General features: G+C 68.4%; 11 protein-coding genes. 5 read left to right on the top strand and 6 right to left on the bottom strand.

Annotation, left to right across the window (positions count from 1 at the left end):
* Positions 1-78 precede the first annotated feature (78 nt).
* From CP970_RS14950 to CP970_RS14930, 5 genes are all read right to left on the bottom strand, one after another.
* Complete coding sequence (locus CP970_RS14950) at positions 79-1,119, bottom strand: ABC transporter ATP-binding protein (RefSeq protein ID WP_055548397.1); 1,041 nt, start codon at positions 1,117-1,119, stop codon at positions 79-81.
* 34 nt (positions 1,120-1,153) lie between these two features.
* Positions 1,154-2,179, bottom strand: a complete 1,026-nt coding sequence (locus CP970_RS14945; protein ID WP_055548395.1) for an ABC transporter ATP-binding protein — start codon at positions 2,177-2,179, stop codon at positions 1,154-1,156.
* Between the two features lie 20 nt (positions 2,180-2,199).
* Positions 2,200-3,180: an ABC transporter permease gene (locus CP970_RS14940; protein ID WP_055548393.1), complete on the bottom strand. Its 981-nt coding sequence runs from the start codon at positions 3,178-3,180 to the stop codon at positions 2,200-2,202.
* 112 nt (positions 3,181-3,292) lie between these two features.
* On the bottom strand, positions 3,293-5,077 hold the full coding sequence (locus CP970_RS14935) for an ABC transporter substrate-binding protein (protein WP_055548391.1): 1,785 nt from the start codon (positions 5,075-5,077) through the stop codon (positions 3,293-3,295).
* A 96-nt stretch (positions 5,078-5,173) separates the two neighbouring features.
* The gene (locus tag CP970_RS14930) at positions 5,174-6,199 is read right to left on the bottom strand and encodes an ABC transporter permease (protein ID WP_079043567.1); all 1,026 of its coding nucleotides are present in this window, start codon (positions 6,197-6,199) and stop codon (positions 5,174-5,176) included.
* A 397-nt stretch (positions 6,200-6,596) separates the two neighbouring features.
* Here CP970_RS14930 and CP970_RS14925 point away from each other — a divergent pair, with 397 nt between their 5' ends.
* The 5 genes from CP970_RS14925 to CP970_RS14905 all read left to right on the top strand — a co-directional run bounded on the left by CP970_RS14925 (position 6,597) and on the right by CP970_RS14905 (position 12,365).
* A complete protein-coding gene (locus tag CP970_RS14925) occupies positions 6,597-8,228 on the top strand; it encodes a peptide ABC transporter substrate-binding protein (protein WP_055548387.1) in 1,632 nt (543 codons plus the stop codon).
* Between the two features lie 67 nt (positions 8,229-8,295).
* Entirely contained in the window at positions 8,296-9,219 is a 924-nt protein-coding gene (locus tag CP970_RS14920; RefSeq protein WP_055548385.1) for an ABC transporter permease, read from the top strand.
* Positions 9,212-10,186 (top strand): ABC transporter permease, encoded by a 975-nt coding sequence (locus CP970_RS14915; protein WP_055548383.1) that lies wholly within the window; start codon positions 9,212-9,214, stop codon positions 10,184-10,186. The genes CP970_RS14920 and CP970_RS14915 overlap by 8 nt, the downstream gene beginning before the upstream one ends.
* Positions 10,187-10,192: 6 nt before the next feature.
* Positions 10,193-11,239 (top strand): ABC transporter ATP-binding protein, encoded by a 1,047-nt coding sequence (locus tag CP970_RS14910; protein WP_055548381.1) that lies wholly within the window; start codon positions 10,193-10,195, stop codon positions 11,237-11,239.
* A gap of 52 nt (positions 11,240-11,291) precedes the next feature.
* Positions 11,292-12,365 carry an ABC transporter ATP-binding protein gene (locus CP970_RS14905; RefSeq protein ID WP_055548405.1) on the top strand — a complete coding sequence of 358 codons (1,074 nt, stop codon included), beginning with the start codon at positions 11,292-11,294 and terminating at the stop codon, positions 12,363-12,365.
* Between the two features lie 43 nt (positions 12,366-12,408).
* Here CP970_RS14905 and CP970_RS14900 read toward each other — a convergent pair whose 3' ends face one another.
* Positions 12,409-14,592 (bottom strand): prolyl oligopeptidase family serine peptidase, encoded by a 2,184-nt coding sequence (locus CP970_RS14900; protein WP_055548378.1) that lies wholly within the window; start codon positions 14,590-14,592, stop codon positions 12,409-12,411.
* Positions 14,593-14,649 lie beyond the last annotated feature (57 nt).

The following is a 14,649-nucleotide window of genomic DNA, read 5'->3' as shown; positions in this document are numbered from 1 at the left end:
CGGGTGGCCCGGCTCCGGGCGCCGCGCCCAGCTCGGGTCAAGGGGGAGGCGCGGGCCGGAACCGGGTCGCTGTGCGGGCTACAGCGACTTGCGAGCCGCCGGGATCGCCAACTCCGAGGCGGACTCAGGGAAGTGGCACGCCGTCAGGTGCCCGTCCCGGTTGCCGTCCAGCTGGACCAGCGGCGGGCTGTCCGTCGCGCACTTGTCCTCCGCCTTCCAGCAGCGCGTGCGGAAGCGGCAGCCGGAGGGCGGGTTGACCGGGGACGGGACGTCCCCGGTGAGCAGGATGCGTTCGCGGCGCGGCACGTCGTCCGCGGTCGCCTCGGGGACGGCGGACAGGAGCGCCTTGGTGTAGGGGTGGCGCGGGTTCCCGTACAGGTCCTCACGGTCCGCGATCTCCACGATGCGGCCGAGGTACATCACGGCGACCCGCTGCGAGAAGTGGCGTACGACGGCCAGGTCGTGGGCGATGAAGAGGAACGCGATGCCCAGGTCCTGCTGGAGCTTCTGCAGCAGGTTCACCACCTGCGCCTGGATCGAGACGTCGAGCGCCGACACCGGTTCGTCCGCGACGATCAGCTTGGGTTCGAGGGCCAACGCTCGCGCCACCCCGATGCGTTGGCGCTGCCCGCCGGAGAACTCGTGCGGGAAGCGGTTGAAGTGCTCGGGGTTGAGCCCGACCGTCTCCAGGAGCTCGCGCACGCGCGCCTCGCGGCCGCCCGCCGGGTTGATGTCGTTGACCTCCATCGGACCCGAGATGATCTTGCCGACCGTCTGCCGCGGGTTCAGCGACGCGTACGGGTCCTGGAAGATCATCTGGATCTCCGAGCGGACCGGCGCCAGCTCCTTGCGCGAGGCGTGCGTGATGTCCTTCCCCTGGTAGGAGATCTTCCCGCCGGTCGGCTCCAGGAGGCGGGTGACAAGACGTCCCGTCGTCGACTTGCCGCAGCCGGACTCGCCGACCAGGCCGAGGCTCTCGCCCTCGGCGACGGTGAAGTCCAGGCCGTCCACGGCCTGTACGGCGCCGATCTTGCGCCGGAACGGAAAGCCGCCCATCACCGGGAAGTGCTTGGTCAGCCCGCTGACATCCAGGAGAGGAGTGGGAGGGGTGCTGCTCATCGTCGTGAAGTCCCGTCTCTTGTACGTCTGTACGTCAGTCGGTGCGCGTGCTCGCGAAGTCGGCGAAGAACTCGCTGCGCTGTTCCGCCGTGAGGTGGCAGGCGGCGCCGCGGCCCTCGGAGAGCTCCAGGAGCGGCAGCTCGTCCGCGCAGCGCCCGCCGCCCACCTGCTCGGTGAACGTGCACCTCGGGTGGAAGCGGCAGCCGGACGGCGGGTTGAGGAGGCTCGGCGGGGTGCCGGGGATGGGCGAGAGCGGGACGTCCACCGGGCCTTCGAGCGAGGGCATGGAGCCCAGCAGGCCCCAGGTGTACGGGTGCTGGGGCGCGCGCAGGACCTCCTGCTTCGTACCGCGCTCCACGCACCGGCCGCCGTACATCACCAGGACGTCGTCCGCGATGTCGGCGATCACGCCGAGGTCGTGCGTGATGAAGATGATCGAGGTGCCGAACTCCTGCTGAAGTTCCTTGAGCAGGTCCATGATCTGGGCCTGGACCGTCACGTCGAGCGCCGTCGTCGGCTCGTCGGCGATCAGCAGTGCCGGGTTGCAGACCAGCGCCATCGCGATCATCGCGCGCTGGCGCATGCCGCCGGAGAACTGGTGCGGATAGTCGTCCACGCGCAGATCGGGCTGCGGGATGCCGACCTTCTTCAGCATCTCGATCGACCGGCCCCGCGCCTCCGTCTTGGAGGCGCCGGTGTGCTTGCGGAACGTCTCGCCGATCTGGCGGCCGATCGTGTGGTACGGCGACAGGGAGGCGAGCGCGTCCTGGAAGATCATCGCCATCTTGTTGCCGCGCAGCTTCTCCAGCTCGCGCTCGGTGGCGGTGAGCAGCTCCTGGCCGTCCAGCAGGATCTCACCGTCGATGACGGAGCTGTCCTTGTGGTGCAGGCCGAGGATGGCGAGGTTGGTCACGGACTTGCCGGAGCCGGACTCGCCCACGATGCCGAGGGTCTTGCCCCGCTCGAGATCGAAGTCGAGGCCGTCGACGGCCTTGACCATGCCGTCCTCGGTGGAGAAGTGGACGTGCAGGTCCCGTACGGACAGGAAGGGGGTACTCATCAGATCTCGCTCCCTGAGCCCTAGGACAGCCGTACGCGCGGGTCGATCAGCGCGTACAGGGCATCGACGATGATGTTGAAGACGACGATCGCCGCCGCGGCCACCAGGACCACGCCGAGCAGCAGCGGCAGGTCGCTGGTGTCGACCGCCTTCACGGAGAGTTCGCCGATGCCGTGCAGGGCGAAGGTCTTCTCGGTGATGATGGCGCCGCCGAGCAGCACCCCGAGGTCGAGGCCGAAGATGGTGACGATCGGCCCCATCGCGCCGCGCCAGGCGAAGCGGAAGAACACGGTGCGGCGCGAGAGCCCCTTGGCCTTGGCCGTGCGGACGTAGTCCTCGTTCATCGACTCGACCAATTGGGAGCGCGCCATGCGCGTGTAGTTCGCGGTGAAGATCAGCGCGAGCACCAGCCAGGGGATCAGCAGCCCGGAGAACCACTTGGCGGGGTTCTCGGACAGTGGTGTGTACGAGGGCCGGTCCAGGAGGTGCAACTGGTCGGTGAAGACGTAGACGGCGAAGACGCCGACGACGTAGATCTGCATCGACGAGGCGATCAGCGACGCGGACGAGGCGATCTTGTCGAGGGCCTTGCCCTGCTTGACGGCGGCCAGCATGCCGGTGCCCACGCCGAAGATGACGAACACGACAGCGGCGCCGAACGAGAGGGAGACCGTGGCCGGGAAGCGGTCGAGGATGGTGGCGAGGACGGGCTCACGGTTGCGGAACGAGTAGCCGAGGCACGGCGCGTCGCAGAAGCCGTAGGTGTCGTAGTCGCGGCCGACGAACAGGCCCTCGAACCAGTGCCAGTACTGCACCGGCACCGGGTCGGCGATCCCCAGGTTGTGCTTCACAAGCGCCAGCGTCTCCGGCGGGCAGACCTTGCCGCAGGCCAGACGCGCGGGGTCGCGCGGGGCGGTGTAGAAGAGGAGGAAGACGATGGCGCTGATGATCAGCAGGATCACCGCGCCGCCGACGATGCGGCGAATGAGGAAGCGGAACATGGGCGTTGGGATTCCTGACGGATGCCGTGCGGGAGGTGGTGTCCGGGGCGGACGCCCTCATGGGGGAGCCCGCCCCGGGGGGCCGGTCGTCAGGCCTTGACGTACACCGTCGTCAGGCCTTGACGAACACCTTGGAGAGCAGCGTGGCCGCGAACTGCGGGTCGTGGATGGCGCCGCCGACCTTGGAACCGTGCAGGTACCAGCGGCGCTGGAAGGTCTCCGGGATGATCGGCACGACCTCCTTCATGATCCGCTTGTCGAGCGCGGCCCAGGCCTTGCCCGCTTCCTTCGGGTCGGGGATGACCGCGTTCTTCTTGATCGCCTCGTTGATCCAGGGGATGTTCACCTGCGAGACGTTGTTCTGACCGTCCCCGATGGCCTCGCCGTCGAACATCGGCTGCATCATCGTGTAGGCGGTCGGCCAGTCGGGGGACCAGCCGAACCACATCACGTCGAACTTGTTGTCCAGGCGCTGGGCCTGGTCGTAGAAGTCCGTCGAGTTGAGCGGCTTGATGACCGGGTCGAAGCCCGCCTCGCGCAGGTTCTTCTCGATGACGATCTTGGTCTTGTCGTACGTGGGGCGCCGCGGGAAGGCGTACACGATCTTCGTGCCGAGCTTGTTCGCCTTCTTCAGGATCTCGTGCGCCCGCTTCACGTCGCCCTGCGGCTTGTCGAGCTTGCCGTACAGGTCGAACTTCTCGCGGCCGATGATGTCGGGGCTGAGGATCGTCGTCGCGTACTCGCCCGCGCTGGTCCCGCCGTAGATCTTGCGGCTCTGCTCCAGGGGCCAGGCGATGAGCAGCGCCTTGCGGACCTCCAGGTCGGGCACGCGCTTCATGTTGATGGCGAAGTAGTAGGTGCCCGTGGAGAGGCCGTTGAAGCTGCGCGCCTTGATGTCGGGCGTGGTGAGCACCTTCTGCATGCGCTCGGCCGGGATGTTCTCGTAGATGGCGACCATCTGCTTGTCGTTGCCCTGGTCCGCGATGAAGCGGTCGCAGGACTCAAGCCCTGTCGGTCCGAACTCGAACTCGAAGCCGTCCGGGTAGCCGTTGCGGATCGGGTCGGTCTTCGGGTCCCAGTGCTTGTTGCGCGTCAGCGTCATCGACTTGTCGATGGAGCGGGCCTTGACGATGTAGGGGCCGCAGGAGAAGGGCGCCTTGTCGTACTTCTCCTTGGTGTCGTGCTTCACCGGGGTGGCGGCGTACGAGCTCATCGCCAGCGTGAAGTTGAAGTCCGGACGGGCTTCCTTCAGCTTGAAGGTGATGGTCTTCTTCGCCTTGTCGGTGACGATCGAGTCCAGGTGCTTGCCCTTGTACGGACCCTCGTACGCGTCACGCCACTTGGCGCCCTTGCCGGTCAGCGCCGTCTGGACGTAGGCGGCGCCCTCGGTGATGAACGGGGCCCAGCCGCGCTCGATGCCGTGCCGGACGTCCTCGACCGTCAGCTCGCTGCCGTCCTGCCACTTCAGACCGTCCTTCAGCGTGAAGGTCCAGGTCTTGTTGCCGTCGGAGGACTTGCCGGTGTCGGTGGCGAGGTCGCCGACCAGGGTCTGGCGGCCCTTCATGTCGGTCTTGTAGCCGGTGAGGGCGCGCGCGAAGAGCATGGCGATCGTGGAGTTGTACGCGAAGTAGATGCGCTGCGGGTCCATGTGCGACACGTCGTCCTCGGCGACGCCGTAGATCGTGCCGCCCTTCTTCGCGCCGGGGACCTCGGCGGCGGGACCCGCGGAGTCCTCCGCGGTGCCGATCTTCACGTTGGCGCCCGTGTACTCCGTGGCCCCGCCGTGCGCACCGCCCTTGCCGCCGCCCGAGTCACCGCTGCTGCAGGCGGAGAGGACGAGCGACCCGCCCGCCGCCAACGACGAGGCGATGAGGAGGTTTCTGCGGGAGATTGCCATGTTGCTACCAACCCTGTGTGTGAAGGAAGAAGAGCGGAGAAGGCTGAGAAGGCGGACCGGTACGCCCCCGTCGGGCGGACCGGCCGCGGGGGAGCGTCAGCGCCTGGTCTTCGGGTCCAGCGCGTCGCGCACGGAGTCGCCGAGGAGGTTGAAGGCGACCACGAAGATCACCATGGCCAGACCGGGGAACACCATGAAGGTGATGTCGTCCTGGTAGTACTTCGAACCGTTCTGGATCATCACGCCCCAGTCCGGCGTGGGTTCTTCGAGCCCCACACCGAGGAAGGCGAGTCCGGCCTCCGCGGTGACGAACAGCGGCAGGGCGAGGGTCGCCTGGATCAGGATCGGCGTCCACAGGTTGGGGAGGAGCTCTTTGAAGATGATGCGCGTGGGAGACGCTCCCGTGACCTTCGCCGCCTCCACGAACTCCCGCTCGCGCAGGGCGAGTACCTCACCCCGCAGCAGTCGCGCGATCGGCGCCCAGCCGAACGCGGTCATCACCGTGATGAGACTGGTGACGATCAGCCACATCGGCGTCTTGTCCGTGGGGCTGACCAGGATCGAGATCATCACCGGGAAGAAGGCGATGTAGAAGAGCGTGGAGGGGAAGGCCAGCAGGATGTCGATGATCCGGCCGATGAGGTAGTCGGTCTTGCCGCCGATGTATCCGGCGGTGATGCCGATGACGATCCCGAAGAACGTCACCAGGAGCGTCGTGATGGCCGCGATCAGCAGGGAGTTGCGGATTCCGTAGAGCAGGAAGGTGAAAACGTCGCGGCCCAGGGTCGGCTCGACGCCGAACCAGAAACTGCCGTCGATCCCGCCGTTCGCCTTGACCGGATAGCCGAACTCGTTGAGCAGGGAGGGGTCGTCGAGCCCGTACGTCGTGTACGGGTCCTTTCCGTAGAGCTTCGCGATCAGCGGTGCGCACAGGGCGATCACGAAGAAGAAGACGACCACGCCCGCGGCGATGATGCCGGACTTGTCCCGCTTGAACCGGGTCCAGGCGAGCCGTCCGGGCGAACGGCCCTTGCTGCCCTTGTCGTTGGGCGAGGAAGGCGCGCCGTCGGTCTTGTCCGTCACTTCAAGCGTGGCGGCGGCAGCGGGAGTTGGCGAGGTCATGGCACTCCAGGCCCGGCAGGGTCGTCAGGAATCCGCAGGACAACCGGGCACCTACGGGCTAGGCGCGACTTTCGCAAGGCGTTTCCCGCGCGGTCAATGAATCGTCAGGCCCCTTGAGTGGACCTTGGGATCCTTTACTGCGACTTTGCGCAAGCTTGGCATGCGCATTGCCTTCGCGTAATCAAGCGTGATGGACAACTCGGATTGTTCATGACAAGCCCGGCAATGAGTCCGTTATGCGGGCGCCGCAGTCTCGGAATACGTACATCCGGATGGGCTCCGACTCGTACGGGTGGGCTAAATGTGCGGTTCATGACGCCTGAGGCGATATTTGGCGGTAAGTGAGACAGGTCACGTATCGCGGAGCTGCGGCTCGGCTTCAGGACAGGAGGACTCCATGCGTGGAGCCACGCACGCCAAGTGGGCCGCTGGTGCGGTCGCCGTCGCCCTCGCGGCGACGGCCTGTGGTGGCGGGGGAAGCGGCGGCGGTGGCGGCGACGGCTCCGGCATCGTGAGCTCCTCCTGGGGCGACCCGCAGAACCCGCTCGAACCCGCGAACACCAACGAGGTCCAGGGCGGCAAGATCCTCGACATGGTCTTCCGCGGCCTGAAGCGGTACGACCCGAAGACCGGCGAGGCCAAGGACATGATCGCCGACTCGATCGACACCAAGGACGCGCAGAACTTCACGGTCAAGATCAAGGACGACTGGAAGTTCAGCAACGGCGAGAAGGTCACCGCCAAGTCCTTCGTGGACGCCTGGAACTACGGCGCGAACCTCAAGAACAACCAGAAGAACGCCTACTTCTTCGGCTACATCGAGGGCTACGACAAGGTCCACCCGGAGACGGGCGCCGCGAGCGCCCAGACCCTCTCCGGGCTCAAGGTCGTCGACGACACGACCTTCACGGTCAAGCTCAGCCAGAAGTTCTCCACCTGGCCCGACACCCTCGGCTACCCGGCCTTCGCCCCGCTGCCCAAGGCGTTCTACGACGACCACGACGCCTGGCTCAAGAAGCCGGTGGGCAACGGTCCGTACGCCGTGGACTCGTACACCAAGGGCTCGAAGATGGCCCTGCGCAAGTGGGACGGGTACCCCGGCGACGACAAGGCGCAGAACGGCGGTGTGGACATGAACGTCTACACCGACAACAACACCGCCTACACCGACCTGATGGCGGGCAACCTCGACCTCGTCGACGACGTCCCGGCATCCCAGCTCAGCAACGCCAAGAACGACCTCGGCGACCGCTACATCAACACCCCCGCGGGCATCATCCAGACCCTCGCCTTCCCGTTCTACGACAGCAAGTGGAACAAGCCGGGCATGGAGAAGGTCCGCCAGGGCCTGTCCATGGCGATCAACCGCGAGCAGATCACCGAGGGCATCTTCCAGAAGACCCGCACGCCCGCCACCGACTGGACCTCGCCCGTGCTCGGCGACGACGGCGGCTACAAGGACGGGCTCTGCGGCGACCCCTGCAAGTACGACGCCGCGCAGGCCAAGAAGCTCGTCGCCGAGGGCGGCGGCATCCCCGGCGGCCAGCTCAAGATCTCGTACAACGCGGACACCGGCTCGCACAAGGAGTGGGTCGACGCCGTCTGCAACTCCATCAACAAGGCGCTCGGCAACGACAAGGCCTGCGTCGGCAACCCCATCGGCACCTTCGCCGACTTCCGCAGCAAGGCGTCCAAGCAGCAGCTCGACGGCGCCTGGCGCTCGGGCTGGCAGATGGACTACCCGCTGATCCAGAACTTCCTGCAGCCCACGTACTACACGGACGCCCCGTCCAACGACGGCAAGTACGACAGCAAGGACTTCGACAAGCTCGTCGACCAGGCCAACGCTCAGACCGACAAGGCCAAGGCCGTCAGCACCTTCCAGGACGCCGAGAAGGTCCTGGCCAAGGACATGCCCGCCATCCCGCTCTGGTACCAGAACGGCAGCGCGGGCTACTCGGACAAGGTCTCCAACGTCGCGCTGAACCAGTTCAGCGTGCCCGTCTACAACGAGATCAAGGTCAACTGAGACGCCGGGAGCGGCCGCCCGCCCGCGAGGGCCAGGGGCGGCCGCTCCCCCTAATTCCGGAGCCCCCATGGGACGTTATGTGATCCGGCGTCTGCTGCAGATGATCCCGGTCTTCTTCGGCGCCACGCTGCTGATCTTCCTGATGGTGAACGTGATGGGCGACCCCGTCGCGGGCCTGTGCGGCGACCGCAAGTGCGATCCCGCCACGGCCATGCAGCTGAAGAAGGAGTTCGGCCTCGATAAGCCGGTGTGGCAGCAGTACCTGACGTACATGGGCAACGTCTTCACCGGCGACTTCGGCACCGCCTTCAACGGCCAGAAGGTCACCGAGCTGATGTCGGCCGCCTTCCCCGTCACCATCCGGCTGACCATCGTCGCGATCGTCTTCGAGATCGTCATCGGCATCTCGCTCGGCGTGCTCACGGGGCTGCGGCGCGGGCGCCCGATCGACACCGTCGTGCTGCTCGTGACGCTCGTGGTGATCTCCGTGCCCACCTTCGTCACCGGACTCGTGCTCCAGCTGGTGCTCGGCGTCCAGTGGGGCGTCATCAAACCCTCGGTGTCCAGCGAGGCGCCCTTCAACGAACTGCTCGTGCCCGGGCTGGTCCTCGCCTCGGTCTCCCTGGCGTACGTCACCCGGCTCACCCGCACCTCCATCGCGGAGAACCGGCGCGCCGACTACGTCCGCACCGCCATCGCCAAGGGCCTGCCACGGCGCCGCGTCATCACCCGGCACCTGCTCCGCAACTCCCTGATCCCCGTCGTCACCTTCATCGGCACGGACGTGGGCGCGCTGATGGGCGGCGCGATCGTCACCGAGCGGATCTTCAACATCCACGGCGTCGGCTTCCAGCTCTACCAGGGGATCCTCCGCCAGAGCACGCAGACCGTCGTCGGCTTCGTGACCGTCCTCGTCCTGGTCTTCCTGGTGGCCAACCTGATCGTCGACCTCCTGTACGCCGTACTCGACCCGAGGATCCGCTATGCCTGAACCCAAGGAGCCGCAGGGCGCGATCGCCGCGACCGGTGCGGGCGGCGCGATGGACCTCGCCACCAGCGAGGGGACCTCCCTGACCCCGGGCGGGCCCGACGGCGGCGCGGGACCTTCGGCGCCCGCGCGCAGCCTGTGGTCGGACGCCTGGCGGGACCTGCGGCGCAACCCGATCTTCATCGTCTCGGGGCTCGTGATCGTCTTCCTCGTCATCATCTCGATCTGGCCCTCGCTGATCGCCTCCGGCAACCCGCTCGACTGCGACCTCGCCAACCGCCAGAAGGGTTCCTCGCCAGGACACCCCTTCGGCTTCAACGAACAGGGCTGCGACGTCTACACCCGGGTCGTGTACGGCACCCGGGTCTCGGTCACCGTCGGCGTCTGCGCCACGCTCGGCGTCGCGATCCTCGGCAGCGTGCTCGGCGGGCTCGCCGGGTTCTTCGGCGGGGCGTGGGACGCGATCCTCTCCCGGATCACCGACATCTTCTTCGCCATCCCGGTCGTCCTCGGCGGTCTGGTGCTCCTGTCGGTGGTCACCAGCTCCACGGTCTGGCCCGTGGTCGGCTTCATGGTGCTGCTCGGCTGGCCGCAGCTCTCCCGCATCGCGCGCGGCTCCGTCATCACCGCCAAACAGAACGACTACGTCCAGGCGGCGCGGGCCCTCGGCGCCTCCAACTCGCGGATGCTCCTGCGCCACATCACGCCGAACGCCGTCGCCCCGGTGATCGTCGTGGCGACCATCGCGCTGGGTACGTACATCGCCCTGGAAGCCACGCTCTCCTACCTCGGCGTCGGCCTGAAGCCGCCGACCGTCAGCTGGGGCATCGACATCTCGGCCGCCTCCCAGTACATCCGCAACGCCCCGCACATGCTGCTCTGGCCGGCCGGCGCGCTGGCGATCACGGTGCTCGCGTTCATCATGCTCGGCGACGCGGTGCGCGACGCCCTCGACCCCAAGCTGAGGTAGGCGCACATGGCAACCGTGGCATCCGAGGCCGTCGTACCCGGGGCGCCGGGCACGGACAAGCTGCTCGAAGTACGCGATCTGCACGTGGAGTTCCGCACCAGGGACGGGGTCGCCAAGGCCGTCAACGGCGTCGACTACAGCGTGGACGCGGGCGAGACCCTCGCCGTCCTCGGTGAGTCGGGCTCCGGCAAGTCCGTGACCGCCCAGGCCGTCATGGGCATCCTCGACATCCCGCCGGGGAAGATCACCGCGGGCGAGATCCTCTTCCGGGGCAGGGACCTGTTGAAGCTCAAGGAGGAGGAGCGGCGCAAGGTGCGCGGCGCCGGGATGGCGATGATCTTCCAGGACGCGCTGTCCTCGCTGAACCCGGTGCTCAGCGTCGGCGAGCAGCTCGGCGAGATGTACGTGGTCCACAAGGGTCTGTCCAGGAAGGACGCCAGGGCCAAGGCCGTCGAGCTGATGGACCGGGTGCGCATCCCGGCCGCCAAGGAGCGGGTCGGCCAGTACCCGCACCAGTTCAGCGGCGGCATGCGCCAGCGCATCATGATCGCCATGGCGATGGCGCTGGAACCCTCGCTGATCATCGCCGACGAGCCGACCACCGCCCTCGACGTCACCGTCCAGGCGCAGGTCATGGACCTCCTCGCGGAGCTGCAGCGCGAGATGAACATGGGCCTGATCCTCATCACCCACGACCTCGGGGTCGTCGCGGACGTCGCCGACACCATCGCCGTCATGTACGCGGGCCGCATCGTCGAGAAGGCCCCCGTCCACGAGATCTACCAGGCACCCGCCCACCCGTACACCCGGGGCCTGCTCGAATCCATCCCGCGCCTGGACCAGAAGGGCCAGGACCTCTACGCGATCAAGGGCCTGCCGCCGAACCTGATGAACATCCCGCCGGGCTGCGCCTTCAACCCCCGCTGCCCCATGGCCCAGGACGTCTGCCGCACCGACGAGCCACCGCTCGCGAAGGTGACGTACGAGGGCCTCGCCGCCGAACGCAGGAGCGCCTGCCACTTCTGGAAGGAGACGCTCGATGTCGCACGGTGAGCATGTGAGCAAGAAGCGGCTCGAGGAGGAGGGCGAGACCGCGCGGCAGCTGATGGACAAGGCCCGCGCCGAGTCGGAGTTCGCCGCGCACGGCTCGCCCTCCGGGCACGAGCCGATCCTCCAGGTGCGCGGTCTGGTCAAGCACTATCCGCTGACCCAGGGCATCGTCGTCCGCAAGCAGGTCGGCGCGGTCAAGGCCGTGGACGGCGTCGACTTCGACCTGACCCAGGGCGAGACCCTCGGCATCGTGGGCGAGTCGGGCTGCGGCAAGTCGACCGTCGCGAAGATGCTCGTCAACCTGGAGCGGCCGACCGCGGGTGAGATCCGGTACAAGGGCGAGGACATCACCAAGCTGTCAGGGCGTGCGCTGAAGGCGGTCCGGCGCAACATCCAGATGGTCTTCCAGGACCCGTACACCTCGCTGAACCCGCGCATGACGGTGGGCGACATCATCGGGGAGCCGTACGAGATCCATCCCGAGGTGGCCCCGAAGGGCTCGCGGCGCCAGAAGGTGCAGGAGCTGCTCGACGTGGTCGGGCTCAACCCCGAGTACATCAACCGCTATCCGCACCAGTTCTCCGGCGGTCAGCGCCAGCGCATCGGCATCGCGCGCGGTCTCGCGCTCAGGCCCGAGGTGATCGTCGCCGACGAGCCGGTCTCCGCGCTCGACGTCTCGGTGCAGGCCCAGGTCATCAACCTCCTGGAGAAGCTCCAGAACGAGTTCGACCTGAGCTACGTCTTCATCGCCCACGACCTCTCGATCGTGCGGCACATCTCCGACCGGGTGGGCGTGATGTACCTGGGACGGATCGTCGAGATCGGTTCGGACGAACAGATCTACGAACACCCCACCCACCCCTACACCCAGGCGCTGCTCTCCGCCGTGCCGGTGCCCGATCCCGAGGCGCGCGAGCACCGGGAGCGGATCATCCTGAGCGGCGACGTGCCCTCGCCCGCCAACCCGCCCTCCGGCTGCCGCTTCCGCACCCGCTGCTGGAAGGCGCGGGAGCGGTGCTCCCTGGAGGTGCCCGAGCTCGCGGTGCCCGCGGAGTTCCGCATCGGCGGCGGCCCCGCCGCGCACGACTCGGCGTGCCACTTCGCGGAGGAGAAGCAGGTCGTGCCGTAGACCGGCGGGGGCCGCGCGCGCCGCCGCCCCCGCCGGTCGCCCGTCACAGGCCCAGCGAGCGCTTCAGGAACTCCACTTGGAGCAGCAGCAGATTCTCCGCGACCTGCTCCTGCGGCGTCATGTGCGTGACGCCGGACAGCGGGAGCACCTCGTGCGGGCGGCCCGCGGCGAGCAGCGCCGAGGACAGCCGCAGGGTGTGCGCCACCACCACGTTGTCGTCGGCGAGGCCGTGCACGATCAGCATCGGGCGGTGCGGCTCGGCCGCGTCGACGATGCCGTCGTCCCAGACCAGGGAGTTGTGGCGGTAGATGTCCGGAGACTTGTTCGGGTCGCCGAGGTAGCGCTCCTCGTAGTGGGTGTCGTACAGCCGCAGGTCGGTCACGGGGGCGCCGACCACGGCCGCGTGGAAGACGTCGGGGCGGCGCAGCGCCGCCATCCCGGCCAGGTAGCCGCCGTAGGACCAGCCGCGGATCGCCACCCGGTCCAGGTCCAGGGGGTACTCCCCGGTCGCCGCGAGCGAGTGCAGCGCGTCGACCTGGTCGTCGAGCGTCAGCGTCAGATCGTTCTTGATCGACTTCTCCCAGGCGGGGGAGCGGCCCGGGGTGCCGCGGCCGTCCGCGACGATCACCGCGAAGCCCTGGTCGGCGAACCACTGGGAGGTGAGGAAGATGTTGTGCGCATGCTGAACGCGCTGACCGTGCGGACCGCCGTACGGATCGAGCAGTACCGGGAGCGGCCCGTCCGTCGCCTGGTATTCCGTGGGGAGCAGGACGGCGCACGGGATCTTCCGTGCGCCCCCTTCGGTGAGCGTCACGCGCGGCGTGAGCCCCGGGCGCTGCGCGTACGAGGCGATGGCCGCCACCTGCTTGCCGTCGCGCAGCACCAGCGCCTGGGACCCTGGCCGCTCCAGCGAGGCGGAGACGAGGACGGTGAGGCCGCCCGCGCGGACCGCCGAGTGCACCCCGGGCTCCCGTGAGTAGCGCTCCACGCCCAGTTCGTTGACGCGGTAGACGTGGATCTCGCCGGTCTCCGGAGCGGCCGCGGCCGCTCCCGCCGACGCCGAGATCAAGACATCTTCCTCGGTCACGTCGAGGACCGCGCGGACGTGCAACTGCGGTCCTGTCAGGGGCCGTTCGCCCCACGCGAGGACCCGGGCGCCGCCCTCGTCCACGATGCGCACCAGCTTGCCGCTCGGCGACCAGCAGGGGGCGCCGGGGAAGAGGTCGAGCCACGCCGTCGCCGGATCCGCGTCCTCCGCGTGCACCATCCGCGTGGACCCGTCGTCCGGGTTCACCGCGAGGTAGAGCTGGCCGCACTGGTCGCGCGACTGGACGAGCAGCAGCGGCGCGCCATCCGCTGACCAGTGCACACGTGCGAGATAGGGGAAGCGGGCCCGGTCCCAGACGACCTCGGTGCGCGTGCCGTCCAGGCCGAGTACGAACAGTCGTACGTCCGCGTTGTCCGTGCCCGCGGCCGGGTACGCGACCCGCTGGGGCTCCCGCTCCGGGTGCGCGGGATCGGCGATCCACCAGCGCCGCACGGGGGCGTCGTCGACCCGGGCCACGAGCAGACGGTCGGATTCGGGGGACCACCAGAAGCCGCGGTAGCGCGCCATCGACTCGGAGGCGACGTGCTCGGCGAGCCCGTATGTGACGGTTTCTTCCTGGCCGGATTCAGGCGCCGCGAGCGTCCGGTCCGCCGTGCCGTCGGCGCCCGTCACGCGCAGCGCGCCCCGGGCGACGTACGCGATGTGCCGACCGTCGGGCGACGGGCGCGGGTCGAGCACGGGCCCCACGGCGGGGAGTTCGCGCGTCGTGCCCGCGCGCAGCTCGGCGGCGAAGAGCCTGCCCGACAGCGCGAACGCCGCCAGTTCCACCGCGGCGTCCGTCGCGTAGCCCACGATGCCCGCGCCGCTCTCCCTGCTGCGCTCGCGCCGCGTGCGCTCCTGCGCCGAGAGCTCCTCCTCCGCGCCGCCGAGCAGCGCCCCCGGATCGGCCGCCACGCGCTCGCCGCCGCCGTCCGCCACGTCGAGGACCCAGAGCTGGTGCGTGCGGTCCGTACCGGCCGGGGAGCGCAGGAAGGCGACCCGCGACCCGTCGGGCGCCACCGCGAACGAACGGGGCGCACCGAGCGTGAAGCGCTGCGTGCGGGCGTGCGCGCGCGGGAAGGAGAGCCGCTGTGCCGGGCTCTCGTCGGGCCTGGTGATTCCGGGGTTCTCGGTGGTCATCCCCCGAGCCTAGGGCGCATGCGCCCCCTGTGCTGCCGTGCTCCGACTCATGCGTCC

Source organism: Streptomyces kanamyceticus (assembly GCF_008704495.1).
GTDB lineage: Bacteria > Actinomycetota > Actinomycetes > Streptomycetales > Streptomycetaceae > Streptomyces > Streptomyces kanamyceticus.
The sequence above is the reverse complement of the archived record's forward strand: the minus strand, read 5'-3'. Positions and strand labels throughout refer to the sequence as shown.

Bases quoted from the DNA above. Each gene is read 5' to 3' on its own strand.
- CP970_RS14950 (WP_055548397.1), bottom strand. From the start codon at position 1,119: ATGAGCAGCACCCCTCCCACTCCTCTCCTGGATGTCAGCGGGCTGACC.
- CP970_RS14945 (WP_055548395.1), bottom strand. From the start codon at position 2,179: ATGAGTACCCCCTTCCTGTCCGTACGGGACCTGCACGTCCACTTCTCC.
- CP970_RS14940 (WP_055548393.1), bottom strand. From the start codon at position 3,180: ATGTTCCGCTTCCTCATTCGCCGCATCGTCGGCGGCGCGGTGATCCTG.
- CP970_RS14935 (WP_055548391.1), bottom strand. From the start codon at position 5,077: ATGGCAATCTCCCGCAGAAACCTCCTCATCGCCTCGTCGTTGGCGGCG.
- CP970_RS14930 (WP_079043567.1), bottom strand. From the start codon at position 6,199: ATGACCTCGCCAACTCCCGCTGCCGCCGCCACGCTTGAAGTGACGGAC.
- CP970_RS14925 (WP_055548387.1), top strand. From the start codon at position 6,597: ATGCGTGGAGCCACGCACGCCAAGTGGGCCGCTGGTGCGGTCGCCGTC.
- CP970_RS14920 (WP_055548385.1), top strand. From the start codon at position 8,296: ATGGGACGTTATGTGATCCGGCGTCTGCTGCAGATGATCCCGGTCTTC.
- CP970_RS14915 (WP_055548383.1), top strand. From the start codon at position 9,212: ATGCCTGAACCCAAGGAGCCGCAGGGCGCGATCGCCGCGACCGGTGCG.
- CP970_RS14910 (WP_055548381.1), top strand. From the start codon at position 10,193: ATGGCAACCGTGGCATCCGAGGCCGTCGTACCCGGGGCGCCGGGCACG.
- CP970_RS14905 (WP_055548405.1), top strand. From the start codon at position 11,292: ATGGACAAGGCCCGCGCCGAGTCGGAGTTCGCCGCGCACGGCTCGCCC.
- CP970_RS14900 (WP_055548378.1), bottom strand. From the start codon at position 14,592: ATGACCACCGAGAACCCCGGAATCACCAGGCCCGACGAGAGCCCGGCA.